The sequence below is a fragment of the Serratia sp. EC4 genome, assembly GCF_059652115.1.
In genome coordinates this window covers 444,519-470,839 of sequence record NZ_JBNIDE010000001.1, presented here as the reverse complement: position 1 = coordinate 470,839, position 26,321 = coordinate 444,519, and the positions used below count along the sequence as shown (strand labels likewise).

The 26,321-nt window shown below is 59.2% G+C and carries 22 protein-coding genes; 12 read left to right on the top strand and 10 right to left on the bottom strand.

Translation table 11 applies throughout. The features are described from left to right. The first annotated feature begins 160 nt into the window (after positions 1–160). From topA to cysB, 3 genes are all read left to right on the top strand, one after another. Complete coding sequence (topA, locus tag ACP39K_RS02125; RefSeq protein ID WP_004930691.1) at positions 161–2,758, top strand: type I DNA topoisomerase; 2,598 nt, start codon at positions 161–163, stop codon at positions 2,756–2,758. A gap of 5 nt (positions 2,759–2,763) precedes the next feature. Then, a complete protein-coding gene (locus tag ACP39K_RS02120; protein ID WP_255253503.1) occupies positions 2,764–2,898 on the top strand; it encodes a hypothetical protein in 135 nt (44 codons plus the stop codon). Between the two features lie 221 nt (positions 2,899–3,119). Next, a complete protein-coding gene (gene cysB, locus ACP39K_RS02115; RefSeq protein ID WP_004930690.1) occupies positions 3,120–4,094 on the top strand; it encodes an HTH-type transcriptional regulator CysB in 975 nt (324 codons plus the stop codon). A 65-nt stretch (positions 4,095–4,159) separates the two neighbouring features. On the opposite strand, the gene ACP39K_RS02110 is transcribed toward cysB, so the two are convergent. Continuing rightward, complete coding sequence (locus ACP39K_RS02110; protein ID WP_147882138.1) at positions 4,160–5,017, bottom strand: DUF6216 family protein; 858 nt, start codon at positions 5,015–5,017, stop codon at positions 4,160–4,162. A 301-nt stretch (positions 5,018–5,318) separates the two neighbouring features. Between ACP39K_RS02110 and acnA the strand changes: the two genes are divergently transcribed. Beyond that, entirely contained in the window at positions 5,319–7,991 is a 2,673-nt protein-coding gene (gene acnA / locus ACP39K_RS02105) for an aconitate hydratase AcnA (RefSeq protein ID WP_033640140.1), read from the top strand. Between the two features lie 56 nt (positions 7,992–8,047). Here the strand turns inward: acnA and ribA are convergent, their stop codons facing one another. Further along, positions 8,048–8,641 (bottom strand): GTP cyclohydrolase II, encoded by a 594-nt coding sequence (gene ribA / locus ACP39K_RS02100; protein ID WP_004930678.1) that lies wholly within the window; start codon positions 8,639–8,641, stop codon positions 8,048–8,050. Positions 8,642–8,920: 279 nt separating this feature from the next. Here ribA and pgpB point away from each other — a divergent pair, with 279 nt between their 5' ends. The 3 genes from pgpB (at position 8,921) to lapB (ending at position 11,465) form a co-directional block, all read left to right on the top strand. After that, entirely contained in the window at positions 8,921–9,685 is a 765-nt protein-coding gene (pgpB, locus tag ACP39K_RS02095) for a phosphatidylglycerophosphatase B (RefSeq protein WP_016927531.1), read from the top strand. A 298-nt stretch (positions 9,686–9,983) separates the two neighbouring features. Continuing rightward, positions 9,984–10,286, top strand: a complete 303-nt coding sequence (locus tag ACP39K_RS02090; RefSeq protein ID WP_004930650.1) for a LapA family protein — start codon at positions 9,984–9,986, stop codon at positions 10,284–10,286. A gap of 6 nt (positions 10,287–10,292) precedes the next feature. Next, the gene (gene lapB, locus ACP39K_RS02085; RefSeq protein ID WP_016927532.1) at positions 10,293–11,465 is read left to right on the top strand and encodes a lipopolysaccharide assembly protein LapB; all 1,173 of its coding nucleotides are present in this window, start codon (positions 10,293–10,295) and stop codon (positions 11,463–11,465) included. 76 nt (positions 11,466–11,541) lie between these two features. Here the strand turns inward: lapB and ACP39K_RS02080 are convergent, their stop codons facing one another. Both ACP39K_RS02080 and bhsA read right to left on the bottom strand, forming a co-directional pair. Continuing rightward, entirely contained in the window at positions 11,542–11,841 is a 300-nt protein-coding gene (locus ACP39K_RS02080; protein WP_004930644.1) for an Arc family DNA-binding protein, read from the bottom strand. A gap of 174 nt (positions 11,842–12,015) precedes the next feature. Then, positions 12,016–12,276, bottom strand: coding sequence for a multiple stress resistance protein BhsA (gene bhsA / locus ACP39K_RS02075; protein ID WP_016927533.1), 261 nt, complete (start codon positions 12,274–12,276; stop codon positions 12,016–12,018). Between the two features lie 329 nt (positions 12,277–12,605). Here bhsA and pyrF point away from each other — a divergent pair, with 329 nt between their 5' ends. Continuing rightward, a complete protein-coding gene (gene pyrF, locus ACP39K_RS02070) occupies positions 12,606–13,334 on the top strand; it encodes an orotidine-5'-phosphate decarboxylase (protein WP_004930640.1) in 729 nt (242 codons plus the stop codon). A gap of 10 nt (positions 13,335–13,344) precedes the next feature. After that, complete coding sequence (gene yciH / locus ACP39K_RS02065) at positions 13,345–13,671, top strand: stress response translation initiation inhibitor YciH (RefSeq protein ID WP_016927535.1); 327 nt, start codon at positions 13,345–13,347, stop codon at positions 13,669–13,671. A 188-nt stretch (positions 13,672–13,859) separates the two neighbouring features. On the opposite strand, the gene osmB is transcribed toward yciH, so the two are convergent. The 4 genes from osmB to ACP39K_RS02045 all read right to left on the bottom strand — a co-directional run bounded on the left by osmB (position 13,860) and on the right by ACP39K_RS02045 (position 18,483). Beyond that, a complete protein-coding gene (gene osmB, locus ACP39K_RS02060) occupies positions 13,860–14,078 on the bottom strand; it encodes an osmotically-inducible lipoprotein OsmB (protein ID WP_004945176.1) in 219 nt (72 codons plus the stop codon). Positions 14,079–14,349: 271 nt separating this feature from the next. Beyond that, a complete protein-coding gene (locus tag ACP39K_RS02055; protein ID WP_004930631.1) occupies positions 14,350–15,096 on the bottom strand; it encodes a DeoR/GlpR family DNA-binding transcription regulator in 747 nt (248 codons plus the stop codon). A gap of 50 nt (positions 15,097–15,146) precedes the next feature. Further along, a complete protein-coding gene (locus ACP39K_RS02050; protein WP_060444699.1) occupies positions 15,147–17,579 on the bottom strand; it encodes a formate C-acetyltransferase/glycerol dehydratase family glycyl radical enzyme in 2,433 nt (810 codons plus the stop codon). Positions 17,580–17,583: 4 nt separating this feature from the next. Then, positions 17,584–18,483 (bottom strand): glycyl-radical enzyme activating protein, encoded by a 900-nt coding sequence (locus ACP39K_RS02045; protein ID WP_497008270.1) that lies wholly within the window; start codon positions 18,481–18,483, stop codon positions 17,584–17,586. Between the two features lie 149 nt (positions 18,484–18,632). Between ACP39K_RS02045 and fsa the strand changes: the two genes are divergently transcribed. Then, positions 18,633–19,298: a fructose-6-phosphate aldolase gene (gene fsa / locus ACP39K_RS02040; protein WP_015378028.1), complete on the top strand. Its 666-nt coding sequence runs from the start codon at positions 18,633–18,635 to the stop codon at positions 19,296–19,298. Positions 19,299–19,346: 48 nt separating this feature from the next. Here the strand turns inward: fsa and ACP39K_RS02035 are convergent, their stop codons facing one another. Then, entirely contained in the window at positions 19,347–21,413 is a 2,067-nt protein-coding gene (locus tag ACP39K_RS02035; protein WP_048796266.1) for a carbon starvation CstA family protein, read from the bottom strand. 385 nt (positions 21,414–21,798) lie between these two features. On the opposite strand from ACP39K_RS02035, the gene ACP39K_RS02030 reads away from it, so the two are divergent. Next, positions 21,799–22,962, top strand: a complete 1,164-nt coding sequence (locus ACP39K_RS02030) for a M20 aminoacylase family protein (protein ID WP_497008269.1) — start codon at positions 21,799–21,801, stop codon at positions 22,960–22,962. 30 nt (positions 22,963–22,992) lie between these two features. Next, positions 22,993–24,303 (top strand): MFS transporter, encoded by a 1,311-nt coding sequence (locus ACP39K_RS02025; protein ID WP_033640153.1) that lies wholly within the window; start codon positions 22,993–22,995, stop codon positions 24,301–24,303. 74 nt (positions 24,304–24,377) lie between these two features. On the opposite strand, the gene ACP39K_RS02020 is transcribed toward ACP39K_RS02025, so the two are convergent. After that, the gene (locus tag ACP39K_RS02020) at positions 24,378–26,312 is read right to left on the bottom strand and encodes an exoribonuclease II (RefSeq protein ID WP_048796268.1); all 1,935 of its coding nucleotides are present in this window, start codon (positions 26,310–26,312) and stop codon (positions 24,378–24,380) included. Between the last annotated feature and the right edge of the window lie 9 nt (positions 26,313–26,321).

Here is a 26,321-nt window from a genome sequence, read left to right as displayed (position 1 = left end):
CAACAACTTGCGTTCAGGTTGAGCAGTTGGGCAACCAAAAGAAAAAAATCTGTTGATCTCTTGCCAGACTGCCGCAATATAAAAAAAGAGACACGAATTGCCGCGGCACGGCGAGATAAAAGACTTCTTTTTAGAAGAAATAAATTAGGTAAAGGTAAATATGGGTAAAGCTCTCGTAATAGTTGAGTCCCCGGCAAAAGCCAAAACTATTAATAAATATTTAGGAAGTGACTACGTGGTGAAGTCCAGCGTCGGTCACATCCGTGATTTGCCGACCAGTGGCTCAGCCAGCAAAAAGAGCGCTGACTCAACCGAAGACAAAGCCAAGAAAAAAGTTAAAAAAGATGAGAAGGCGGCGCTGGTAAATCGCATGGGCGTCGACCCTTACCACGGCTGGAAAGCGCATTATGAAATCCTGCCGGGTAAAGAAAAAGTGGTCGCCGAGTTAAAATCGTTGGCGGAAAACGCCGACCACATTTATCTCGCAACCGACCTTGACCGCGAAGGGGAAGCCATCGCCTGGCACCTGCGGGAAGTGATCGGTGGCGATGACAAACGCTTTAGCCGCGTGGTCTTTAACGAAATCACCAAAAACGCGATCCAGCAGGCGTTCAAACAGCCGGGCGAGCTGAACATTGATCGCGTCAACGCGCAGCAGGCGCGCCGGTTTATGGACCGCGTGGTGGGCTATATGGTCTCGCCGCTGCTGTGGAAGAAAATCGCACGCGGCCTGTCCGCCGGCCGTGTGCAGTCGGTGGCGGTGCGTCTGGTGGTTGAGCGCGAACGCGACATCAAGGCGTTCGTGCCGGAAGAGTACTGGGAACTGCATGCCGATCTGCTGGCGAAGGGTGAAACCGCGCTGCAGATGGAAGTGACCCACGCGCACGACAAACCGTTCAAGCCGGTCAACCGCGAGCAGACTCACGCCGCGGTCAAGTTGCTGGAAAAAGCCCGCTACACGGTGCTGGATCGCGAAGACAAACCGACCAGCAGCAAGCCGGGCGCGCCTTTCATTACCTCCACGCTGCAACAGGCCGCCAGCACCCGCCTGAGCTTCGGCGTGAAGAAAACCATGATGATGGCGCAACGGTTGTATGAAGCCGGCCACATCACCTATATGCGTACCGATTCCACCAACCTGAGCCAGGATGCGCTCAACATGGTGCGTGGCTATATCGGCGACAACTTCGGCGATAAATACCTGCCGAAGGCGCCGAATCAGTACAGCAGCAAAGAGAATTCGCAGGAAGCGCACGAAGCGATCCGTCCTTCGGACGTGAACGTGCTCGCCGAGCAGTTGAAAGACATGGAAGCGGACGCGCAGAAGCTGTATCAGCTGATCTGGCGCCAGTTCGTCGCCTGCCAGATGACGCCGGCGCAGTACGATTCCACCACGCTGACGGTGAAAGCCGGCGATTATCAGCTGCGCGCCAAGGGCCGTACGCTGCGCTTTGACGGCTGGACCAAGGTGATGCCGGCGTTGCGCAAGGGCGATGAAGATCGCACCCTGCCATACGTCGAAATCGGCAGCGAGCTGGATCTGCAGAAACTGATCCCGAGCCAGCACTTCACCAAGCCGCCGGCGCGCTACAGCGAAGCCTCGCTGGTGAAAGAGCTGGAAAAACGCGGCATTGGCCGCCCGTCCACCTACGCCTCCATTATCTCGACCATTCAGGATCGCGGTTATGTGCGGGTGGAAAGCCGCCGCTTCTATGCCGAGAAAATGGGTGAGATCGTCACCGATCGTCTGGAAGAGAACTTCCGCGAGCTGATGAACTATGACTTCACCGCGCGCATGGAAGACGGCCTCGATGAGGTGGCCAACAACCAGGCTGAATGGAAAGCGGTGCTGGACGAGTTCTTCGTCGACTTCAGCGAGCAGCTGGAAACGGCGGAGAAGGATCCGGAAGAAGGCGGCATGCGGCCTAACCAGATGGTGATGACCAGCATCGACTGCCCGACCTGCGGCCGCAAGATGGGCATCCGTACCGCCAGCACCGGCGTGTTCCTCGGCTGTTCCGGCTACGCGCTGCCGCCGAAGGAGCGTTGCAAAACCACCATCAACCTGGTGCCTGAAGCGGAAGTGCTCAACATCCTCGAAGGCGACGACGCGGAAACCAACGCGCTGCGCGCCCGCCGCCGCTGCCAGAAATGCGGTACGGCGATGGACAGCTATCTGATCGACAACCAGCGCAAGCTGCACGTCTGCGGCAACAACCCGGCGTGTGACGGCTATGAGATCGAAGAGGGCGAGTTCCGCCTGAAAGGTTATGACGGCCCGGTGGTGGAGTGCGACAAGTGCGGTTCGGAAATGCACCTGAAAATGGGGCGTTTCGGCAAGTACATGGGCTGCACCAACGAGAACTGCAAAAATACCCGCAAGATCCTGCGTAACGGCGATGTGGCGCCGCCGAAGGAAGATCCGGTGCCGTTGCCGGAGCTGCCGTGCGAGAAGTCCGACGCCTATTTCGTGCTGCGTGACGGCGCTGCCGGCGTGTTCCTGGCGGCCAACACCTTCCCTAAATCGCGCGAGACCCGCGCGCCGTTGGTGGAGGAGCTGGCTCGCTTCAAGGATCGTCTGCCGGAGAAACTGCGCTACCTGGCCGATGCGCCTGTGGCGGATGCCGAAGGCAACAAAACGCTGGTGCGTTTCAGCCGTAAAACCAAGCAGCAGTACGTCTCCTCTGAAAAAGACGGCAAGGCGACCGGTTGGTCCGCGTTCTACGTGGACGGCAAGTGGGTCGAAGGCAAGAAGTAAGGGCGATGTCCTGCCTGCAAGATGAAAAACCAGCCCTGGCGGCTGGTTTTTTTATTGGTGAAAAGGGGCAAACGGATCTATCCTTTGCTGTTTTTATCCCTCCGACACCGCCGTTTCACGTTGATACCAATGCAAAATAATCGTTATCATAGTGTGACGCGGATCTATACTTGAAGCTGCATCGTGGTATAGTGGTTATATAAAAAGTTTTTTTATTATTAAAGCTTATTAACAACGGCGTTTTCTTCACCATCAGGGTAGAACACGGGGTTTATGGCTTGTGAGTTTCAGCATACCGGGGCGACACCGATATACCTGGCTGCGGGTAAGCCGCAGTGTTTAACCTAGGATGGTATAAGATATGAAATTGCAGCAGCTTCGTTACATTGTGGAAGTGGTTAACCACAACCTGAATGTCTCCTCGACGGCAGAAGGGCTCTATACCTCTCAACCCGGCATCAGTAAACAGGTGCGCATGCTCGAAGATGAGCTGGGCATCCAGATTTTCGCCCGCAGCGGCAAGCACCTGACCCAGGTCACCCCCGCCGGCCAGGAAATCATTCGCATCGCGCGTGAAGTGTTGTCCAAAGTGGACGCCATCAAAGCCGTTGCCGGTGAACACACCTACCCGGACAAAGGCTCGCTGTACGTCGCCACCACGCATACGCAGGCTCGCTACGCCTTGCCAAACGTGATCAAGGGCTTTATCGAGCGTTACCCGCGCGTCTCGCTGCACATGCATCAGGGCTCGCCGACGCAGATCGCCGAAGCGGTCTCCAAGGGCACCGCCGATTTTGCCATCGCCACCGAGGCGCTGCACTTGTACGACGATCTCATCATGTTGCCGTGCTACCACTGGAACCGTGCGGTGGTGGTGAAGCCCGATCATCCTTTAGCGGGCAAAAGCAGCATCAGCATTGAAGAGCTGGCGGCTTACCCGATCGTCACTTACACCTTCGGCTTTACCGGCCGCTCGGAGCTGGACACCGCCTTCAACCGCGCCGGTCTGACGCCGCGCATCGTCTTTACCGCCACCGACGCCGACGTGATCAAAACCTATGTGCGGCTGGGACTGGGGGTAGGGGTGATCGCCAGCATGGCGGTGGATCCGGTGCAGGATCCGGATCTGGTGACGGTGGATGCGCGCGACATCTTCACCTACAGCACCACCAAAATCGGCTTCCGCCGCAGCACCTTCCTGCGCAGCTACATGTATGACTTCATTCAGCGCTTCGCGCCGCACCTGACGCGCGACGTGGTCGACAGCGCGGTGGCGCTGCGCTCCAACGAAGAGATCGAAGCGATGTTCAAGGACATCAAGCTGCCGATTAAGTAAGTTCAGGTTGGCGGCGCGTCGGCCAAAACAGGAGGGGGTGTCCCTCCTGTTTTGTATGCTGCCGCTTACGGCGCATCTTGGTTATTCGTCGGGGGTTGAGACTGAGGTAAAGCGTTAGCGTCTTGATTGATACGCTTATCCAACGTTTTGGCCCGTTTGGCGGCGACGATCGTTATAACAGCCAGGTAAAGGAGATAAAGGCTTGATGCCAAAAGCGTCCATCCTATTCTCTTTTGTATTTTTACATCGGCGCGCCGTTCACTGTCATCACCGTTGGTGAGTTTATAACAGATTGATTGTACCTCACTTTCCAATAGACCGACCTCGGCGGCGCGTTGAAAAGCATCACGGGCGCCGCATTGCTCTCGTGTCAGTTCCCATTTTTTGTCTGATATAAACGGAATAAACAGATCTGAGTTTTTCGCATAGTCTTTGCCCAACAGAAAACTGTGCGTGGTCTGTTTGAACTCATACCAGGCTTCATTGGTGATTGTGAGTTTCGTTGCGGCAATGGTAATGAAGTACAAAAGCACGATAGATACAGCAAGGATGGCAAACTCCATCGCGCTTGCCAGCCTAATTTTCTGATCTTTAGGGGTAAATCTGTCCTTTATGCGCCGCAACTCATGCATTGCGACGTCTTTGTTCTTCATCCAACGCAGCGTTGCCTCAATTTCCGTGAGGTTTCTTACCTTGATGCCGTAATGGTAAATAAAGCGATGCACCTCATACTGTTCACTGTCGAATGTTTTGATGCTCTCATACTGGCTGCCCTTACCGCGCAGAACTTTATCCCACAAGAATTTGAGCAGAATATAACCAGATCGCGTACGGTAGATAATAATGATAAACAAAATCAACGGTATGAGTGATGTAGCCACGACCATTAGATTTTGGAAGGTTGGATCGATGGTGATATTCAAAATGTGCTCCATGCGCGTGCTTTATTGTCAGAATGTTCAATATCGCTGATGTATCGGGAAATGCCGATTGAAATTATCGCGCATGTTCGATGAAACCGTTTCATGCGGCTTTGGCATTTCAGGCAAGGAGCGGCGGTTAAGGTAACTCGCTGACACTCTTCACATTAACTTCTGTGATTGTTCCCGCCTATCGTTGTGATCAAATCGTGTTGTTATCAAAACGTTAACTTGTCTTTGTGGTATCTTTAAACAAGACCTCACTGATTACCCTGTTTTAGTCACAATAAGAAATGGAGGAGCTATGTCGTCCGATCTTCGTGAAACAAGTCTGGATAAGCTGGTTGCGCTGAATAGCGAATATTACTACTACAGTCTGCCGCTGGCGGCGAAGCAGCTGGGTGCTATCGACCGGTTGCCGAAATCGATGAAAGTGCTGTTGGAGAACCTGCTGCGTCATGTGGATGGCGATACCGTGCAGGTTGACGACCTCAAGGCCATCGTCGCCTGGTTGCAAACCGGCCATGCTGACCGTGAGATCGCCTACCGTCCGGCGCGCGTGCTGATGCAGGATTTTACCGGCGTCCCGGCGGTGGTGGATCTGGCGGCGATGCGCGAAGCGGTACGGCGACTGGGCGGCAATGTCGAGCAGGTGAATCCGCTGTCGCCGGTGGATCTGGTGATTGACCACTCGGTTACCGTCGATGAATTTGGCGATAACAACGCCTTCGAAGACAATGTGCGTATCGAAATGCAGCGCAACCACGAGCGCTACACCTTCCTGCGCTGGGGGCAGAAAGCTTTTAACCGCTTCCGCGTGGTGCCGCCGGGCACCGGCATCTGTCACCAGGTCAACCTCGAATACCTCGGCCAAACGGTCTGGCACAGCGACGAAAGCGGCCGCCGTGTGGCTTATCCCGATACGCTGGTGGGCACCGATTCCCACACCACCATGATCAACGGCCTGGGCATCCTCGGCTGGGGCGTGGGCGGCATCGAAGCGGAAGCGGCGATGTTGGGCCAGCCGGTGTCGATGCTGATCCCGGATGTGGTCGGCTTCAAGCTGACCGGCAAGCTCCGCGAGGGCATTACCGCCACCGATCTGGTGCTGACCGTCACCCAAATGCTGCGCAAACACGGCGTTGTCGGCAAGTTCGTCGAGTTTTACGGCGACGGCCTGGCCGATCTGCCGCTGGCGGACCGGGCGACCATCGCCAACATGTCGCCGGAGTTCGGCGCCACCTGCGGCTTCTTCCCGGTGGATGACGTTACGCTCGGCTATATGAAGCTCAGCGGCCGCAGCGCCGAACAAATCGCGCTGGTGGAAGCCTACGCCAAAGCGCAGGGCATGTGGCGCAATCCGGGGGATGAGCCGGTCTTCACCAGCTCGCTGGCGCTGGACATGTCGACGGTGGAGGCGAGCCTCGCCGGGCCGAAACGCCCGCAAGATCGCGTCGCGCTGCCGAATGTGCCGCAGGCGTTCAAGGCCGCGACCGAGCTGGATATCGGCGGCCACAAGGCCAAGACAGACGGCAAAACCTTTACGTTGGACGGGCAGCAGCACGAACTGCGCGACGGCGCGGTGGTGATCGCGGCGATCACCTCCTGCACCAATACCTCCAACCCGAGCGTGATGATGGCGGCCGGCCTGCTGGCGAAAAACGCCGTCAAGAAAGGTCTGCGCAGCAAACCCTGGGTAAAAACCTCGCTGGCGCCGGGTTCCAAAGTGGTGACCGACTACTTCGACAGCGCCAAACTCACCGCCTATCTGGAAGAGCTGGGGTTCAACCTGGTGGGATATGGCTGTACCACCTGTATCGGCAACTCCGGGCCGCTGCCGGATCCTATCGAGCAGGCGATCAAAGAGGGCGATCTGACCGTTGGCGCGGTGCTGTCGGGCAACCGTAATTTCGAAGGGCGCATCCACCCGCTGGTGAAAACCAACTGGCTGGCCTCGCCGCCGCTGGTGGTGGCTTATGCGCTGGCGGGGAGCATGAAGATCGATCTGACCAAAGAGCCGCTGGGCGAGGGTAATGACGGTCAGCCGGTCTATTTGAAGGACATCTGGCCGAGCAGCCAGGACATCGCTCAGGCGGTGGAAGAAGTGCGCACCGAGATGTTCCACAAGGAATACGGCGAAGTGTTCGACGGCGACGCCAACTGGCAGGCGATCCAGGTGACCGGTTCGGCGACCTATCAGTGGCAGGAGGATTCTACCTATATCCGCCATCCGCCGTTCTTCAGCACCATGCAGGTGAAGCCGGATCCGGTGCAGGACATCAAAGACGCGCGCATTCTGGCGATTCTGGCCGACTCGGTGACCACCGACCACATCTCGCCGGCGGGTAACATCAAGCGCGACAGCCCGGCGGGGCGTTACCTGAGCGAGCATGGCGTAGCGCCGCAGGATTTCAACTCCTACGGTTCACGCCGCGGCAACCACGAAGTGATGATGCGCGGCACCTTCGCCAACATTCGCATCCGCAACGAAATGGTGCCGGGCGTGGAGGGCGGCTATACCCGCCATATTCCGTCACAACAGCAGCTGTCTATCTACGACGCCGCCATGCAGTACCAGCAGGAGAAAGTGCCGCTGGCGGTGATCGCCGGTAAAGAGTACGGTTCCGGCTCCAGCCGCGACTGGGCGGCGAAGGGGCCGCGCCTGCTGGGCGTGCGGGTGGTGATTGCCGAATCCTTCGAGCGTATTCACCGCTCTAACCTGATCGGCATGGGGATTTTGCCGCTGGAGTTCCCGCAGGGGGTGACGCGCAAAACCCTGGGGCTGACCGGGGATGAGCAGATCAGCGTTGGCGGCCTGCAACAGCTGCAGCCGGGCCAGACGGTGCCGGTGCACATCACCTATGCCGACGGGCGCAAGGAAGTGGTCGACACCCGGTGCCGCATCGATACCGGCAATGAGCTGACTTACTACGAAAACGACGGCATCCTGCACTATGTGATCAGGAAAATGCTGTAATTAATCAATAAAAAGGGCGCCGTAAGGCGCCCTGATTGTTTCCGCGGCGGTGGCGATCACTTCTGGTCGAGCAAATGGCCCATTTTGGCGGCCTTGGTGGCCAGATAGCGTTCGTTCTTCGGGTTGCGACCGACGATCAACGGCACGCGTTCGCTGATGTTGATACCGGCTTCGGTCAGGATCTCGACCTTTTTCGGGTTGTTGGTCAGCAAACGCACCGCGTCGACGCCCAACAGTTTGAACATGTCGGCACACAGGGTGAAGTCGCGCTCGTCGGCGGCGAAGCCGAGCTGGTGATTGGCTTCCACGGTGTCTGCGCCCTTGTCCTGTAGGGCGTAGGCGCGGATCTTGTTCAACAGGCCGATATTGCGGCCCTCCTGGCGATGATAAAGCAGGATGCCGCGGCCTTCTTCCGCAATCTGCTCCAGTGCGGCTTCCAGTTGAAAACCGCAGTCGCAGCGCAGGCTGAACAACGCATCGCCGGTCAGGCATTCGGAATGCACGCGTGCGAGCACCGGCGCTTCGCCGGAAATATCACCGAATACCAGTGCCAGATGGTCATGTCCGGTCGCCAGTTCTTCGAATCCTACCATCAGGAAATCGCCCCAAGGTGTCGGCAGTTTAGCCTCTGCCACCCGTTTCAGCTGCATGTCACTCTCCACAAAAACCTACGATTCAATCATTGTCGCGCATCCTAAGTCCGGTTCAGTAAATTGACCAAGACTAAAACGTGCTACGCCGATCTCTATTTCGTTAATTATCGGCTATTTTGCCACAACTTCTTGCCGGGCGGTGCTCAGCAAACCAGCAGATGGCGTTTTCTAGCCACCTATTATTGCGATAGGTTTCCTATCTGTTTAATTTTTCGCGTGTTATCAATATTGCACTCTTGTTACACTGCAGCCTGATTCACGCAGAGGAAAACGGGAATGTATGAGATAGCAAAACGCACGGCGGGCGGCGCGCTGCTGCTGCTGTTGATGCCGCTGGTCGTATGGGCATCCGGCTGGCATTGGCAACCCGGCGGCAATGATCGGCTGCTCAAAGCGCTGTTCTGGGTAACCGAAACCGTGACCTCGCCGTGGGGCATTCTGACCAGCGCTATCCTTTGCGGTTGGTTTTTGTGGTGCCTGCGCTTTCGGCTGAAAGCGGCCATCGGTCTGGCGATCCTGCTTTCCGCCGCGTTGGTGATTGGGCAGGGGGTCAAGTCGTTGATCAAGGATCGGGTGCAAGAACCGCGGCCGTTTGTGGTATGGCTCGAGCAAACCCACGGCGTGGACGGAAAATATTTCTATTCGCTGCATCGTAAAGAGCGCAGCGCGTTGGTGCGCGAGCAACTGCAAGACCAGACGCTGGTGCCGAACTGGCTGCGCAAGCACTGGCAGTTTGAAACCGGCTTCGCTTTCCCGTCGGGGCATACGATGTTCGCCGCCACTTGGGCGCTGCTGGGCGTAGGATTGCTGTGGCCGCGCCGCCATTATAAAACCGTCGCGCTGCTGATGGTGTGGGCAACGGGGGTGATGGGCAGCCGTCTGCTGCTGGGCATGCACTGGCCGCGCGATCTGGCGATGGCTACGCTGATCAGTTGGCTGCTGGTGGTGATCACCTGCTGGCTGGCGCAGCGTTGGTTCGGCCCGTTGACGCCACCGCCAAAAGAGCAGCAGGAAATCGCGGCGCGCAAGCCGGAGATATGATCGATATGTGACCATGTCACAAAATAGGCGGCATCGGACCGGTGCCGCATTAACCGCTTACATTTTCCCGCCATTGCAATTCGCCCGGTTGCCCCCATATCCTTATAAATTCGACGTTTTGAGAAGCTTTCTCATCAATTTGTTCGCTAAGACCGTTTACTGCCGAATATGCCAGCAGATATGTGGTTTTATCGTGCGGCAGGGTTTCCCTGCCGCAGCGGGAAATGCTAACTTAAGGGTTAGGGACGCCACATTTTGGCATCGTTCATCCGATTCACTCGGCATCGCGGGAAAGAATGTGAAATATTTGCTGATTTTTTTGTTGGTTCTGGTGATCTTCGTGATTTCCGTCACCTTGGGTGCGCATAACGATCAGGTGGTCAATTTTAACTATCTGGTTGCGCAGGGGGATTATCGCGTATCGACCCTGTTGGCCACGCTGTTTGGCGCCGGTTTCGTTCTCGGCTGGATCATTTGCGGCCTGTTCTACCTGCGCACGCGTATTGCGCTGGGTCGCGCCGAGCGCAAAATCAAAAGGCTGGAGCTGCAGCTTGAGCAGCCCGCTGAACCGGCGGCTCAGCCTGTTGTCAGCAAGGAATAATCCTCTATGTTAGAACTGCTGTTTCTGTTGCTGCCCGTGGCTGCCGCGTACGGTTGGTACATGGGGCGCAGAAGCGCTCAGCAGGATAAACAGCAAGAAGCCAACCGCCTGTCGCGCGAATATGTGGCAGGGGTGAACTTTCTGCTTTCCAACCAGCAGGACAAGGCGGTTGATCTGTTCCTCGACATGTTGAAAGAGGACAGCAACACCGTTGAAGCCCACCTGACCTTGGGTAACCTGTTCCGCTCGCGCGGCGAAGTCGACCGCGCCATCCGCATCCATCAGGCCTTGATGGAAAGCGCCTCTCTGACCTTCGAACAGCGCCTGCTGGCGGTCCAGCAACTGGGCCGAGACTATATGGCGGCCGGGCTGTACGATCGCGCGGAAGACATGTTCAGCCAGTTGACTGACGAAGCGGATTTTCGCGTCTCGGCGCTGCAGCAGCTGCTGGTGATCCATCAGGCGACCAGCGACTGGCAGAAAGCGATCGACGTGGCGGAAAAGCTGGTCAAGCTGGGCAAAGAGAAGCAACGCGTCGAGATCGCGCACTTTTACTGTGAGTTGGCGCTGCAGGCGATGGGCAGCGACGATCTCGATCGGGCGATGAGCCTGCTCAAACGGGCGGCCGCCGCCGATAAACAGTGTGCGCGCGTGTCCATCATGTTCGGGCGCATCTATATGGCGCAAAACGACTACGCCAAAGCGGCAGAGTCGCTACAACGCGTTCTGAGCCAGGATAAAGAGTTGGTCAGCGAAACGCTGCCGATGCTGCAGGAATGCTACACGCATCTGCCGGAACAACAGCACAACTGGGCTGAATTCCTGAAGCGCTGCGTGGAAGAGAACACCGGCGCCACCGCCGATCTGATGCTGGCCGAGATTATCGAGCAGCACGAAGGGCGCGACGTGGTGCAGGTCTATATCAACCGCCAGCTGCAACGCCATCCGACCATGCGGGTGTTTTACCGGCTGATGGATTATCACCTGGCGGACGCCGAAGACGGCCGGGCGAAAGAGAGTCTGCTGCTGTTGCGCGATATGGTCGGCGAGCAAATTCGCACCAAGCCGCGTTACCGCTGCCACAAATGCGGCTTCACCGCGCACTCGCTCTATTGGCATTGCCCGTCGTGCCGCGCCTGGTCATCGGTTAAACCGATCCGCGGTCTGGACGGCCAATAATGCGGCGGGGCGACAAAACAAAACGGGGCGATTTATCGCCCCGTTTTTTATGTTCGTCTGTTCGTCTGTTCGTCGCTTATTTTTTCTTGCCGCCTTTGGCGCCGGTTTTCAACAGCTGGCGGAGTTTCTTCAGCTCTTTCTGGCTCAGCGGCTGTTCAATTTCTTCTTCGGTGCTTTGATTGTCGATCTCGCCGTGGTGCAGGTCATCCGCCTTTTTGGCCGGTTTTTCTGCTTTGGTGGCGGGCGCGCTGAAACTGCTTTCCAGGCGCTGGCACACTTCCACGCTCAACGAAAATTCGTTTTCAGCGGCGGCGGCGCGGATTTTTTCCTTGAGTTCCAGAGGAATTTTAATGGTAAGTGTCGATATCTCGCTCATTTTGAAAGCCTTTCTGCAGGAAGATGCCTTCAAGCTAAGCCACTGGCGATCGGGTGTCTAGTGTGTAATAAAAATTTAATATTTATGTAACAAATGAGGGCGGGGCAAACGCGGTTTTTTTTTAGGTGAGAAACAGAGGCAGGGCCCGAGCGTGCGGGCCCTGTACCGGAAACATTATTTGTAGATGATCGCGGTGCCGCTCAGCATGTTGTTACCGCCGGCGGAGATGATGCGGTAGCTGCTGGCGCCCTGAGCGTCGGCTTTAGCGGCCAGCTTTTTTTCCAGGCTGCTGAGGGTGGTCGCGTGGCCTGCGGAAACGATGCCGGTGGCGGTCAGGTTATCGGCCTGCTGGCTGTTGATCGGTTCAGCGGCGAAAGTGGCGAAAGAGGTCAGTGCGATAGCGGCAGCGGTTGCAAAATATTTGATGGTTTTCATAGGTGACTCCAGTCTGTTTATTTAGGAAGGAAGCCATTCGCTTCCGATGGGTTGAATAATAAAGCATCTACGTCGATTGAAAATCTGATAATGCTGAGTAACTCATTCAAAATATCTGATCAACAATTTACGCATCTTTACGGCGTTTTACGCTGCGTGGTTTATCGCTAACGCGCTTTCGTTGACGCGCCATGACAAAGGTGAGCGGTAACATGACAGAGCGCCGGTGCGCGCTGCGGCTGGGATTTCTGGCCCCCGACATGTAGAATGCGGCGGTCAGTTTCGCGGGTGAGTCCCTGATTATGTCTATTTTACAGAAGGTAGAAGAAATGAAGTCTGAAAATAACGCTAATAACAATGACTTAAAATCATCTCCAATCGTTGTGGCGTTAGATTACGCCGATAAGAACGCCGCGCTGGCGTTCGCCGACCGTATCGATCCGCAAGACTGCCGGCTGAAAGTGGGCAAAGAAATGTTCACGCTGTTTGGGCCGCAACTGGTGCGCGATCTGCATGGGCGCGGCTTCGACGTATTTCTCGACCTGAAATTCCACGATATTCCCAATACCACCGCGCATGCGGTCGCGGCGGCGGCCGAACTGGGCGTTTGGATGGTCAACGTCCATGCCAGCGGCGGCGCGCGCATGATGACCGCCGCTAAAGAAGCGCTGGCGTCATTCGGGACGGATGCGCCGCTGTTGATTGCCGTGACGGTGTTGACCAGCATGGAAGCGGAAGACCTGCGCGGCATCGGCATTGAGGCCAGCCCGGCGGAACACGCCGAGCGCTTGGCGCGCCTGACCCGCGACTGCGGGCTGGACGGCGTGGTGTGTTCGGCACACGAAGCGCAGCGGCTGAAGGCGGCCTGCGGGCAGGCTTTCCAACTGGTTACGCCGGGGATCCGCCCAGAAGGCAGCGCGGCGGGCGATCAGCGCCGTATTATGACGCCGGTGCAGGCGCAGGCCGCCGGCGTGGACTACATGGTGATTGGGCGTCCGATCACCCAATCTGCCGATCCGGCCGCGACGCTGCGCGCGATCCGCGCCTCTTTGGCCTGAGGAACCGCCGATGAATGACGATAACAGCCGCCTGGTGTATTCCACGGACACCGGCCGCATCAAGCAGGAAGAGGTTAAACCGCAACGCGCCAAGGGCGACGGCATCGTGCGCATCCAGCGTCAGACCAGCGGCCGCAAGGGGAAGGGCGTATGCCTGATCGCCGGCGTCGATCTGGATGATGCTGCGCTCGACAAACTGGCGGCCGAGCTGAAAAAGAAATGCGGCTGCGGCGGTTCGGTGAAAGACGGGGTCATCGAGATCCAGGGCGATAAACGCGATCTGCTCAAGCAACTGCTGGAAGCCAAAGGCATGAAGGTCAAACTGGCGGGCGGTTGAGGTGAATCGCCATGCCGCGGTGCAATGCCGTGGCATGGCTTGAGGTTGTTGCTGCCGGGGATTAGCCCGTTAACGGCAAAAGAACCATAGACTTAAAGTAAAACAGACCTGAAATCATCGTTATTGGTTAATACGTCAAAGCGCCGAAGCGCTTTTGCCAGCCTGTCGGCCGAGGGCGCTCGGTCAGGTTATTTACCGACCTGGTGACCGATAATGCCCCCTACCGCAGCCCCGCCCAGCGTACCCAACGCGCTGCCGTCTGTCAGCACTGCGCCGCCGACTGCACCTGCGCCGGCACCGATAGCGGTGTTGCGATCGCGTTTGGACATGTTGGAACAGGCACTAAGTGAAAACGCCAGAGTCAGTGCCAGAGCGGCGGTGGCGAAACGTTTATTGATAATCATCATAATGACTTCTCCTTAGCATTGGCTATATGGAAGTGCCCTATAAGTATAGGCGTTAACCATAAATCAGGCCTGCTGTTGATTCCCGGACAGTATCGATATAAAAAATGGCATTTTTTGTTAACGGCCGAATAATTAGCAGGTTACGGCCCAAAAGTCGCCGAAACTGAGTATAGGTTTCTCGGGAAGGATAAACAGGTAAATAGTCTTAAAATCCTGCGGTGCAAGGGGAAAGACGCGCGGCGTGGCCCGCGCGGTGCGGCGGTGATCTGCGTTATTCGTTGACCAATTCCACCTGTACGCCCTGGCGTTTCAGCTGATGCTGATACTCCAGCGCCAAACGCGAATCGGTGATTACCCGGCTGATCTGCCCCGGCTGCGCCAGCGGATTGGGCTGGATCTGGCCGAATTTGCTGGAGTCCGTCAGCACGATATTCTCCACGCCCTTGGCCAGTACCGCGCTGACCACGTCGGCGCGCATCATGTCGCGGCCGGTAAAGCCGGTTTCGGCCTGAAAGCCGTCAATGCCGATAAACGCCTTGTTGAAATGCACCTGCTGAATGCACAGCCGCGTGAGCGGGCCGACTACGGTCTCGCTTTTCTTCTGGTACATGCCGCCCAGCACAATCACGTCGCAGTCGGTTTCTTTCAGCAGGTTGGCGATGTAGTGGCTGACGGTGATCAGCGTAATGCGCTTGCGTTCGGCGATGTAGCGCGCCAGGAGGGCGTTGGCGCTGCCGCTCTCAATAAAGATCGTCTCGCCGTCGTTGACCTGCGCGGCGGCGTATTGCGCCAGCCGCTGCTTGAGGGTGAAATTGGACATCATGCGGGCGTCGACGTCATCACTCTCCAAGGCCACGGCGGAGCCGTGCACCCGCTTCAGATAACTGCGCTTTTCCAGCAGGTTGAGATCCTGCCGGATGGTGACTTCCGAGACGCCTGAGGCGCGCGCCAGCTCATTGACGCTGATCCGCCGGCGATCGTTAACCAACTGCAATATGGTCTGTTGTCGTAAATTCATATCGGCCTGATGATGCGGCCGCCAAGGCGCGGCCGCTAAGAGTCAAAGGTTTAAAGAGTATGTTCTGTGCGCGCAATAATATCATCCTGCGCCTCAGGGGATAATGCGGTAAAGAAGGCGGAATAGCCAGCTACGCGAACCACTAAATCACGATATTGGTCAGGGTGTTGCTTCGCCGCCAGCAGCGTTTCGCGCGACACGATGTTGTACTGCACATGCCAGCCGCGATAGCTCTCGAAGAAGGTGCGCAACATCAGCATCAGCTTTTCCCGATCGCGCGGGTTGTCCAGCGTCGCCGGGTTCAGCTTTTGGTTGAGCAGCACGCCGCCGAGGATCGCCTCGGTCGGCAACTTGGCGAGCGAATTGAACACCGCCGTCGGCCCCAGGTGGTCGGTGCCGGACGCCGGACTGGCGCCTTCCGCCAGTGGCGTGTGCGCCTTACGTCCATCGGGCGTGGCCAGAGTGGCGGCGCCGAAGGGCACGTTGGCCGAAATCGACGAGGTGCCGGCGTAGTAACCGCCGCCGATCGGCCCGCGGCCGAAGCGGGTGTTGCGATACTGCTTCAGTTCTTCGATATAGGTTTGGTAGGCGCGCACCAGCAGCCGATCGACCTCGTCCACATCGTTGCCGTATTTGGGCGCGGCGTTGAGCAGTCGCTGGCGCAGCTGCTCGCCATCCAGCCCGGCGAAGTCGTCGGCCAGCGCGGTCGCTAGCTGCTGCTGGCCGATCGCCCCCTGGTCGAACACCAGTTTGCGCACCGCCGCCAGGCTGTTGCCCAGGTTGGCGATGCCGACCTGCAGGCCGGAAACCCAATCGTATTTGGCGCCGCCTTGCTTGATGCTTTTACCGCGTTCGATGCAGTCATCCACCAGCGCGGAACAGAGGATATCGTGGGCATTCTCTTCCAGCACGCTGTCCACCACGCATTCGATCTCGATCGACTTGCGTGTGTAGTAGCGGATTTGCCGATCCCAGGCGGCTAAGATCTGCTCGAAATCGACGAAGTTTCCTTTGGACAGCGCTTGTTCCTGCGGCAGGAATATTTGCCCGGAGGTGGCGTCGCGGCCCTGTTCCAGCGCCGCCAGCAGCACGCGGGCGAAGTTGATGAAGCTCATGCCGGTGCAGCGATAACCCCATTTGCCGCCGACGGCGGTCTCGATGCAGCCGATGGCGGCGTAGTCGTAGGCGTCTTGCGGCTCAACCCCCAGCTTGATGAATTCGGGAATGACGATTTCGTCGTTGTTGAACGCCGGCATGCCGAAACCGCAGCGGATCACCTGCACGCAGGCGTCGAGGAAGTCGGCGCTCATCCCGGCATGGTAACGCACGCTGAGGTTGGGTTGGGTGGAGCGCAGACGGCCGCAAGACTCGAGAATGGCGTAGGACAGCGGGTTGACCGCATCGCATGGCCGGCCGTCGATCAGCTTCTGTCCGCCGATGGTGACGTTTTGGTACAGCGGGCTGCCGGCGGAAGCTTTGGAATGCGAGCCGGAGCGGATCTTGTTGACCTCCAGCAGCTTCAGCCAGCAGCAGTGCAACAGCTCGATGGCGTCTTCCCGCGCCAGCTTTTGCTCCAGCTCCACCTCACGTCGATACCAGGGATAGAGGTATTGATCGAGGCGGCCGAAGGAAACCGAATGGCCGTTGGATTCGATCTGCAACGTCAGTTGGATGAAATAGCACAGCTGCAGGGCTTGCCAGAAGGTGTGCGGCGGGCGATGGGCGATCCGGTCGCAGTTGCCTGCGATGGCCAGCAGTTCGGCGCGCCGCCAGTCGCGCGGTTCGTTTTGCGCCATGTCGCGCGCCAGGCGGGCGAAGCGCAGGATGTGCTCGCTCAGCGCCGCCAGCGCGATGTCGATGGCGTTGAGAAACTGCGCTTTGTGCAGATCTTCCCACTCGGTCAGGCGCAGGCGGCCGCGGCGCGCGTTCACTTTTTCACGCAGGCCGTCGAGACCGTTCTCCAGCAGCAGCGGGAAGTTAACCGCCAGGTGGGCGTCGCCGGAGGTCATGTTGCCCTCGGCCTTGATGATGCCGGTGGCCAGCAGCGCCTTTTGTTCGTCGGTGAACATGCCGTAGCAGCGATCCTGCACCGTTTGGCCGCGCCACCAGGGGCACAGGCGATGCAAAATCGCCTTGTTCTCTTCGCTGACCGAAAAACCGGCGCCCGGCCGGTCGGCCAATTGGTCTATTTCGTTTTCTATCCAGCCGACGGTGTATTCGGGAAAGATCGGCGCGGCGCGCAGCTCGCTGGCCTGGTTGCCGACGATCAGCTCGTCGTTGGCGATCCAGATGGTGCGCTTCGCCAGATGGTTAGCCAGCGCCAGCGCGCGGCGCACCGGCAGCGGCCGATCCTGATGCTGTTGATAGGCCTCGGTATAGTGCTGCGCGCGTTCGGTGCACACCGGCGGTTTGACGATGTGAATCAGCGCGTTCTTATGCGCCTGAATGCGGGCGCTGAGGGTGGTCAAATCCAACGTGGTCATGGCGTTATCCTCGCAAAATGGCGGTCAGGCCTTTGGCGCTGGCATAGTCTTCGGCGAAGGCCAGCAGATCGGGCGCGTCCAGCGGCGTGCGGGCGGCGCGGTAGGGCTCGCCGAGCAGGTGGTACTTGTTGATGCCCAGCGTGTGGTACGGCAGAAAGTGGATCTCCGACACGCCGATCTCGTCGGCGGCGAAGTCGACGATCGCACGGACAGAGCGACGATCGGCGTTGAAATCGGGGATCAGCGGCACGCGCACGGTCATTGGCACGCCGTGCGCCGCCAGCCGGCGGAAATTGTTCATCACCCGGCGGGCGGAGCCGCCGGTCCAGGCTCTAAAGCGCGCTTCGTCGGTGTGTTTGATATCGGCCAACAGCAGATCCAGCCACGGCAGCGAAGGCGCGATGTAACGCCACGGAACGTGCAGGCAGGATTCGACGGCGGTGTGGATGCCGGCTTCGCGGCCGCGTCGCAGCAGTTCCGCTGCAACCTCCGGCTGCATAAAGGGTTCGCCGCCGGACAGCGTTAAACCGCCGCCGCTGCGCAGGTAGAAAGGCTTATCCCGCATCACCTCGGCCATGATATCGTCGGGGTTGACCGGGCTGCCGCACAGGCTGAGCGCGCCGGTCGGGCAGGCGGCGGCCAGCGCCGCGTAGTCGTTTGCGCTGATGACTTCACGCCGCAGCGTCAACGCCTCTTCGTCACGCTGCAGGCCTTGCGGGCAGCGCTCGGCGCACAGCGTGCAGCCGCTCAGGCACAGGCGTTCGTCAAACAGCAGGTCTGCATGGCGCGAGCGGCTTTCCGGGTTCTGACACCAGCGGCAGCTCAGCGGGCAGCCTTTTAAAAAGACCACGCTGCGGATGCCGGGGCCGTCATGGGTCGAGTAGCGCTGCAGATTGAAGAACATGAGTCACCCGTTTGGCGTTGCTGAATCTTTCGCCATTAAAGGTGTTTCGAATGAAAGTTGAATTGATTTTGATCAAAAGTTAGCGCGGTTTTTGCCCTATGATGATCAGAGTTTGAATCCGCCCACAGAACATGACACAGGAGTCCGTGATGGAGCTTTATCTCGATACCGCCGATGTGACCGCGGTAAAACGCCTGGCGCGCATTCTGCCGCTGCACGGCGTCACCACCAACCCGAGCATCGTGGCGAAGGAAGGCAAGCCGATCTGGGAAGTGCTGCCCGCGCTGCGCGACGCCCTCGGCGGCACCGGCAAGCTGTTCGCGCAGGTGATGGCGGCCGATGCGGAGCGCATGGTGGCGGAGGCGGCGCTGCTCAGTCAGCGCGTCCCGGGGCTGGTGGTCAAGATCCCGGCGACCGCCGAAGGGCTGGCGGCGATCAAGAAACTCAAAACGATGTCCATCCCGACGCTGGGGACGGCGGTGTACGGCGCCGGGCAGGGGCTGTTGGCGGCCTTGGCCGGAGCGGAATATGTGGCCCCTTACGTCAATCGGGTGGACGCGCAGGGCGGCGACGGCATCGAAATGGTGCACGAGCTGCAGCAGTTGTTGAGCCTGCATGCGCCGTCGGCGCAGGTGCTGGCCGCCAGTTTCAAGACGCCGCGCCAGGCGCTGGAGTGCCTGTTGGCCGGCTGCCAGGCCATCACGCTGCCGGTGGACGTCGCGGAGCAGTTCCTGAACGCGCCGGCAGTGCAGGCCGCGGTCGAGAAATTCGAGCAGGATTGGCAGGGGGCGTTCGGCTCGACGCTCTTAGGCTAAAGCCAGTAAAAAGGGCGCCGCGGCGCCCTTGCTTGATGCTCGGTTCGCTTAGCCGCGGCCGGTCTCCTCTCGCAGTGCGGCGCTGACCTCGTGCACCGTCGGTTGTTCGGAACGCAGCGCCCGGCGGATGGCGAAGAAAGCGGCGATCAGCATGGTCACCGCCACCAGCATAAAGAACCCGCACAGCGCGGCGTTGATCTGGTTGCTGAACACGATGGTTTCCATGTCTTTCAGCGATTTGGCCGGTGCAATAATCGTGCCTTGCTCGATGCCGGTGGAGAATTTCTTCGCCTGCGCCAGGAAGCCGATGCTCGGTTTTTCGTGGAAGATCTTCTGCCAGCCGGCGGTCATGGAGGTCACGAACAGCCAGGCGGTCGGCAGAATTGTCACCCAGGCGTAGCGCTGCTTTTTCATCTTGAACAGCACCACGGTGCCGAGGATCAGCGCCATCGACGCCAGCATCTGGTTGCCGATGCCGAACAGCGGCCACAGGGTATTGATGCCGCCGAGCGGATCGACCACCCCCTGATACACGAAGAAGCCCCAGCCGGCGACCGCCACCGTGGTGCCCGCCAGGTTGCCGAACCAGGAGCGGTTGTTGGCCAGCTGCGGCACCGCCACGCCCACCAGATCCTGCACCATAAAGCGGCAGGCGCGGGTGCCGGCGTCGACGGCGGTCAGGATGAACAGCGCTTCGAACAGAATGGCGAAGTGATACCAGAACGCCATCATCGCCCGGCTGTTGAACACCTCACTGATGATGTGCGCCATGCCCACGGCGAAGGTCGGGGCGCCGCCGGCGCGCGACAGAATGGAGTTCTCACCCACCTCTTTGGCGATCAGCGCCAGCGTTTCCGGCGTGATGATAAAGCCCCAACTGTTGATGACCTGCGAAGCATTTTCCACCGTGGTGCCGATCAGCGCCGCCGGCGAGTTCATGGCGAAGTAAACGCCCGGATCCAGCACCGAGGCGCAGATCAACGCCATGATGGCGACGAAAGATTCCATCAGCATGGCGCCGTAACCGATAAAGCGCATGTGGCTTTCGCGCTCCACCAGCTTCGGCGTGGTGCCGCTGGAAACCAGCGCGTGGAAGCCGGAAATGGCGCCGCAGGCGATGGTGATGAAAAGGAACGGGAACAGGGCGCCGGCGAACACCGGGCCGCTGCCGTCGATAAAGCGTGAAACCGCCGGCATTTTCATCTCCGGCATGGCGAAGACGATGCCGATGGCCAGGCCGATGATGACGCCGATTTTCATAAAGGTGGAAAGGTAGTCGCGCGGCGCCAGCAGCAGCCACACCGGCAGCACCGAGGCGACGAAGCCATAGATCACCAGCACCCAGGTCAGGGTGGTGCCGTGCAGCGTGAAGAATGGCCCCCAGTAGGGATCTTGCGCCACGTTGCCGCCGTAAACGATCGCCAGCAGCATCAGCACGAAGCCAATCACCGAAATTTCGGCGATCTTGCCCGGCCGGATAAAACGCATGTAGATGCCCATGAACAGCGCGATCGGGATGGTGGCGGCGATGGTGAACAGCCCCCACGGGCTGTCGGCCAACGCTTTTACCACCACCAGCGCCAGCGCCGACAGGATGATGATCATGACGCCCAACGCGCCGAGCATGGTGATCACCCCGGCGAACGCGCCCAGTTCTTGCTTGGCCATTTCCCCCAGTGAACGCCCGTCGCGGCGGGTGGAGATGAACAGCACCAGGAAATCCTGCACCGCGCCGGCCAGCATGACGCCGACCAGGATCCAGATGGTCCCCGGCAGGAAGCCCATCTGCGCGGCCAGGATCGGCCCCACCAGCGGCCCGGCGCCGGCGATCGCGGCGAAGTGGTGGCCGAACAGCACCCATTTGTTGGTGGGCACGTAGTCCAGGCCGTCGTTATGGCGTTCCGCCGGGGTCAGACGACGGTCATCCAGCTCAAAGACCTTGTCGGCGATGAACCGGCTGTAGAAGCGGTAGGCGATGCTGTAGCAGGCGACGGCGGCGACCACCAGCCAGACGGCGTTGACGTGCTCGCCGCGGCTCAGCGCCAGCATGGCGAAAGCGAAGGCGCCGACCAACGCCACCAGCAGCCAGATAAGTCCGGACCTGATGTTTTTCATGAAACAACTCCTTGGCGTGCAGAGGTAAAAATCAACGTTGTTATTAGGAATGACGTTTTAACAGTAGAAGTTTTGCCGCCGAACCGCGGCAGGTCGGATGAGAAATGTGAAGCAGGTGGGGTTTTAGTGTAAAAACAACGTGATGAAACAGCGTTGGCGCAGGCTGTCGCCCACATAATCCTGAGCAGTTATTCATTCGGCATTTTCACGGCGCGTACAGCGAATTATCGTCGTTTTTTATCTGGGCACGGTGTCTGGCGGATTATTATTTTATCTGTCGAGGTGTGCCGAAATAAAATTATTCATGCTGTGTTATACCTTTATTTTCACCCACGGGCTTAATTATTCATCAAATAAATAATAAAGCTACGAAAGGAATTTAATTATGATAAATAAAATCATCGAAGGGTATTTACCTCAGCTCACGGCCATTCGGCACGATATTCATCAGCACCCTGAATTGGGTTTCGAAGAGTTCCGCACCAGCGATCTGGTGGCGGATTATCTGAGTTCGTGGGGCTATGAGGTGCACCGCGGATTGGCGGGCACCGGCGTGGTGGGTACGTTGCGGGTGGGCGACGGCGTTAAACGCCTCGGATTGCGCGCCGATATGGACGCCTTGCCGATCGAGGAAAACAACGGCAAGCCCTGGAGCAGCAGCGTGGCCAACCGCATGCATGCCTGCGGCCATGACGGCCATACCACCATGCTGCTCGGCGCCGCCCGCTACCTGGCGCAAACGCGCAACTTCAAGGGCACGCTGCACCTGATTTTCCAACCGGCGGAAGAGATGCTGAACGGCGGCGCGCGCATGGTGGAGCAGGGGCTGTTCGAACGCTTCCCCTGCGACGCCATCTTCGCCATGCACAACATGCCGGGGATGGCGCTCGGCGAGTTCTTCTTCCAACACGGCCCGTTTATGGCCTCGATGGATCAATTCAACGTGCGGGTGCAGGGGCGCGGCGGCCACGGCGCCATCCCGCAGCTGGCGGTCGATCCGGTGCTGGTGGCCTCGCATATCACCGTCGCCCTGCAGAGCATCGTTTCGCGCAATATCGATCCGCTGGAGGCGGCGGTGATCACCGTTGGCAGCGTCAAGGCCGGCGAGGCGGCCAACGTGATCCCGGACAGCGCGGAGATGAAGCTCAGCGTGCGCTCGCTGGATCGCCAGGCGCGCGCTACGCTGCTGGCGCGCATTCCGGCGCTGATCGAGGCGCAGGCGGCAAGCTTCGGCGCCCACGCGACGGTGGAACACGTTAACGGCACGCCGGTGTTGGTCAACGACGAAGCGATGACCCGTTTCGCCCACCGCGTGGCGGAGCAGCAGTTCGGCGCCGCCCGCGCGCACTACGGCGCCAGGCCGCTGATGGGCAGCGAAGACTTCGCCTTTATGCTCGATGCGCATCCGCAGGGCTGTTACCTGATCGTTGGCAACGGCGACGGCGAAGGCAGCTGCATGGTGCACAATCCGGGATATGACTTCAACGACGGCTGCCTGGCGGCCGGCAGCCAGTATTGGGGGGCATTGGCTGAAGCCTATTTAAAATAAACGCGAAAAATAATAGCAGGGAAGATAATGATGAGTGAAAATACGGCTGAAACCCAAACGGAAATAATATCGGCCCCGAAGGTCGGTGGCAAAAAGGTCATCTTCGCCGCCTCCTTCGGCAATGCGCTGGAATTTTTCGATTTCGGTATTTATAACTTCTTCGTCATTTATATTAGTGTGCTGTTCTTTCCGCCGTCGAGCGATCCTAATTTGGCGTTGCTGTTGGCGTTCGCCACGTTTGGCGTCAGTTTTTTCATGCGGCCGCTGGGCGGCATTTTGATCGGCGCCTATGCCGATCGCCATGGCCGCAAGCCGGCGATGATCCTGACGATTTCACTGATGAGCCTGGGCACGGCGATGATCGGTTTTGCGCCGACTTACGCCAGCGCCGGCTATTGGGGAACCGTCACCCTGGTGGCGGCGCGTTTGATCCAGGGCGTGGCGGCGGGCGGCGAGGTGGGGGCATCGATGTCGTTGCTGGTGGAGTCGGCGCCACCTAACCGGCGAGGCTTCTATTCCAGCTGGTCGCTGGCGACGCAGGGCATCGCCACCGTGGTCGGCGGCGTCACCGCGCTGGCGCTCAGCGCGGCCTTGCCGGTGCTTTCCGGCGAGCCGAACGCCATGGCCGAGTGGGGATGGCGCATTCCGTTCTTTATCGGCGTGGCGCTGGCGCCGCTCGGTTGTTGGCTGCGTCTCGGATTGGAAAGCGACCGGCCGCCGGTGTCGCGGGCCCATGAACCGCCGGCGCAGCTGCGACGGCACTCGCGGGCGGTGGTGCTTGGCGTGATGCTGACCATTGGCGCTACCGTCGCCACTTACATCTCGATGTATTATCTCGGCACTTACGCGGTGAAATACTTAGGCATGCCGCAAGCCTACGGCTATGCCGCGATGCTGCTGGCGGGGCTGGTGACCTTCGGCGGTAGCCTGTTGGTCGGGCACTGGTGCGATCGCTATGGCCGTTTGCCGCTGATCCGGGGCTCGCGCATCGCTATCTTGATCGTGGCCTTGCCGGCGTTTTGGTGGCTGAGCGCAGCGCCGCATCCGGCGGTGCTGCTGCTGATTGTCGCGATATTGGTCGGATTGACCACGCTCGGCTCGGTGCCGACCATGCTGATGATTTCGGAGCTGTTTCCGCAGCGCATTCGCGCATTGGGGTTTGCGTTGGTCTATAGCCTCGGCGTGGCGATTTTCGGCGGCTTCGCCCAATATATCGCCTCGCAGTCGATCGCGTTGAGCGGCTCGCTGCTGGCGCCCGCCGTCTACCTGATGCTGGCGACGCTGGCTTCGCTGGCGGTGCTGCCCTTGCTGCGTGAAACCGGCGGCGATCCATTGCGCTAGCGAGCGCGGGCGAAAAAAAGCGCCGGCGGTTCTCACCGCCGGCGCTTTGCGTCGCTACCGTTTCAGGCTGGCGTTCAGGCCGCCGGGCGGGCGATCACGCTGCGGGTTTCCATGCGCACTTCGGCGATGGTGACCTGCAAGGTATCGCTCTGGCGGTAAACCACTTCGCCTTTAATCTGCACGGTGCCGGTTTCCTGGCTGCACTGCATCTCGTCACGCACCGCGTGAATGAACGGTGCCGGGATGAAGGCAACCGCGCCGTTGTCCAGCAGGCGCACACGCAGGCCGCCACGGGTCACGTCGATGATCTCGGCGTTGAAGCGGGTATCGGTGCCGGCCTTGTCCTGCAGGAAGCGGGCGTACAGCCAGTCGCCGACGTCGCGTTCCGCCATGCGGTTCAGGCGGCGGCGCTCCGCCAGCTGCACCGTCACGTCATCCTGCGGTTTTTCCGCCGTCTGCTGGTTGATGATCGCCTTCAGCAGGCGGTGGTTGACCATATCGCCGTATTTACGGATCGGCGATGTCCAGGTGGCGTAAGCCTCCAGACCCAGACCAAAGTGTGGCCCCGGCGTAGTGCTGATCTCGGCGAAGGTCTGGAAGCGGCGGATGCGGCTGTCGAGGAACTGGGTCGGCTGCGCGTCCAGGTGGCGGCGCAATTCGCAGAAACCGTCGAGGGTCAGCAGCTTCTCGGCTTCGGCTTCGACGCCGTTGGCCTGCAGTACGGTGACCGCTTGCTCAACCAGCGCAGGATCGAAACCGGTGTGCACGTTGTACACGCCGAAGCCCAGGCGATCGCGCAGCACGATGGCGGCGCAGACGTTGGCGGCGATCATGCACTCTTCAACGATACGGTTGGCGCTGCGGCGCTGCTCGGTAACGATCTCCAGCACGTCGCCTTTTTCACCCAACACGAAGCGGTAGTCCGGGCGATCTTTGAATACCAGCGCATGCTGGTGGCGCCAGGCATTGCGCGCATCGCAAACGCGCTTCAGCAGGGTGATCTGTTGCGCGATAGCGTCGCTCGGCGGTTGCCAGCCGGCAATGCCGTCCAGCCAGTCGGAGACTTCGTCGTACACCAGTTTGGCTTTGGATTCGATCTCGGCGGCGAAGAACTGAATATCTTCGCCCAGCGCGCCGTCGGCGGCGATGGTCACGCGGCAAGCCAGCACCTGACGGCGCTCGTTAGGGCGCAGCGAGCACAGGTTGTCCGACAGATCGCGCGGCAGCATCGGGATGTTGAAGCCCGGCAGATAGTTGGTGAAGGCGCGCACGCGGGCGATATCGTCCAGCTTGCTGCCTTGTTCGACATAAGCGGTCGGATCGGCGATGGCGATGGTCAACTGCAGCGAACCGTCACCGTTGTCGGTCACGTACAGCGCATCGTCCATGTCTTCGGTGCTGGCGCTGTCGATGGTGACGAATTCGAGCGCGGTCAGATCTTCACGCACCAGCGCAGCGTCCGGCTCGCTGAGCGCCTGCATCTCCGGCGCCTCTTTTTCCAGATTGTGACGCGCCAGCGTCACCCACCACGGGGCGAAATGGTCTTCACCGTCGGTGATAAACTGGGTCAGGTCGGCGTTGAAGCCGCGATCGCCTTTCAGCGGATGACGGCGCATTTCCGCCACCGCCCAGTCGCCGGCCTGGAAGTTGTGGGTCAGTTCACGCACCGGGCGGCACGGAATCGCCTCTTTCAGCAACGGATGATCGGGCACGATGGACAGGCGATCGTCGCGCTTTTGCACGCGGCCGACGAAGCGCGACAGGAACGGCTCGACCAGGGTTTCCGGCTCGGCGATTTCGCGCTCTTTCTCGGTGTGCAGGGTGGCGATAATGCGATCCCCGTGCATGACTTTCTTCATGTACGGCGGTGGAATGAAGTAGCTTTTTTGACCGTCTACTTCAAGAAAGCCAAAGCCTTTCTCAGTCCCTTTCACGACGCCTTCAACGCGCGGGGTCTGAGAGTGAAGTTGCTGTTTAAGCTGCGCCAGCAGCGGGTTATCTTGAAACATATCGTCCAG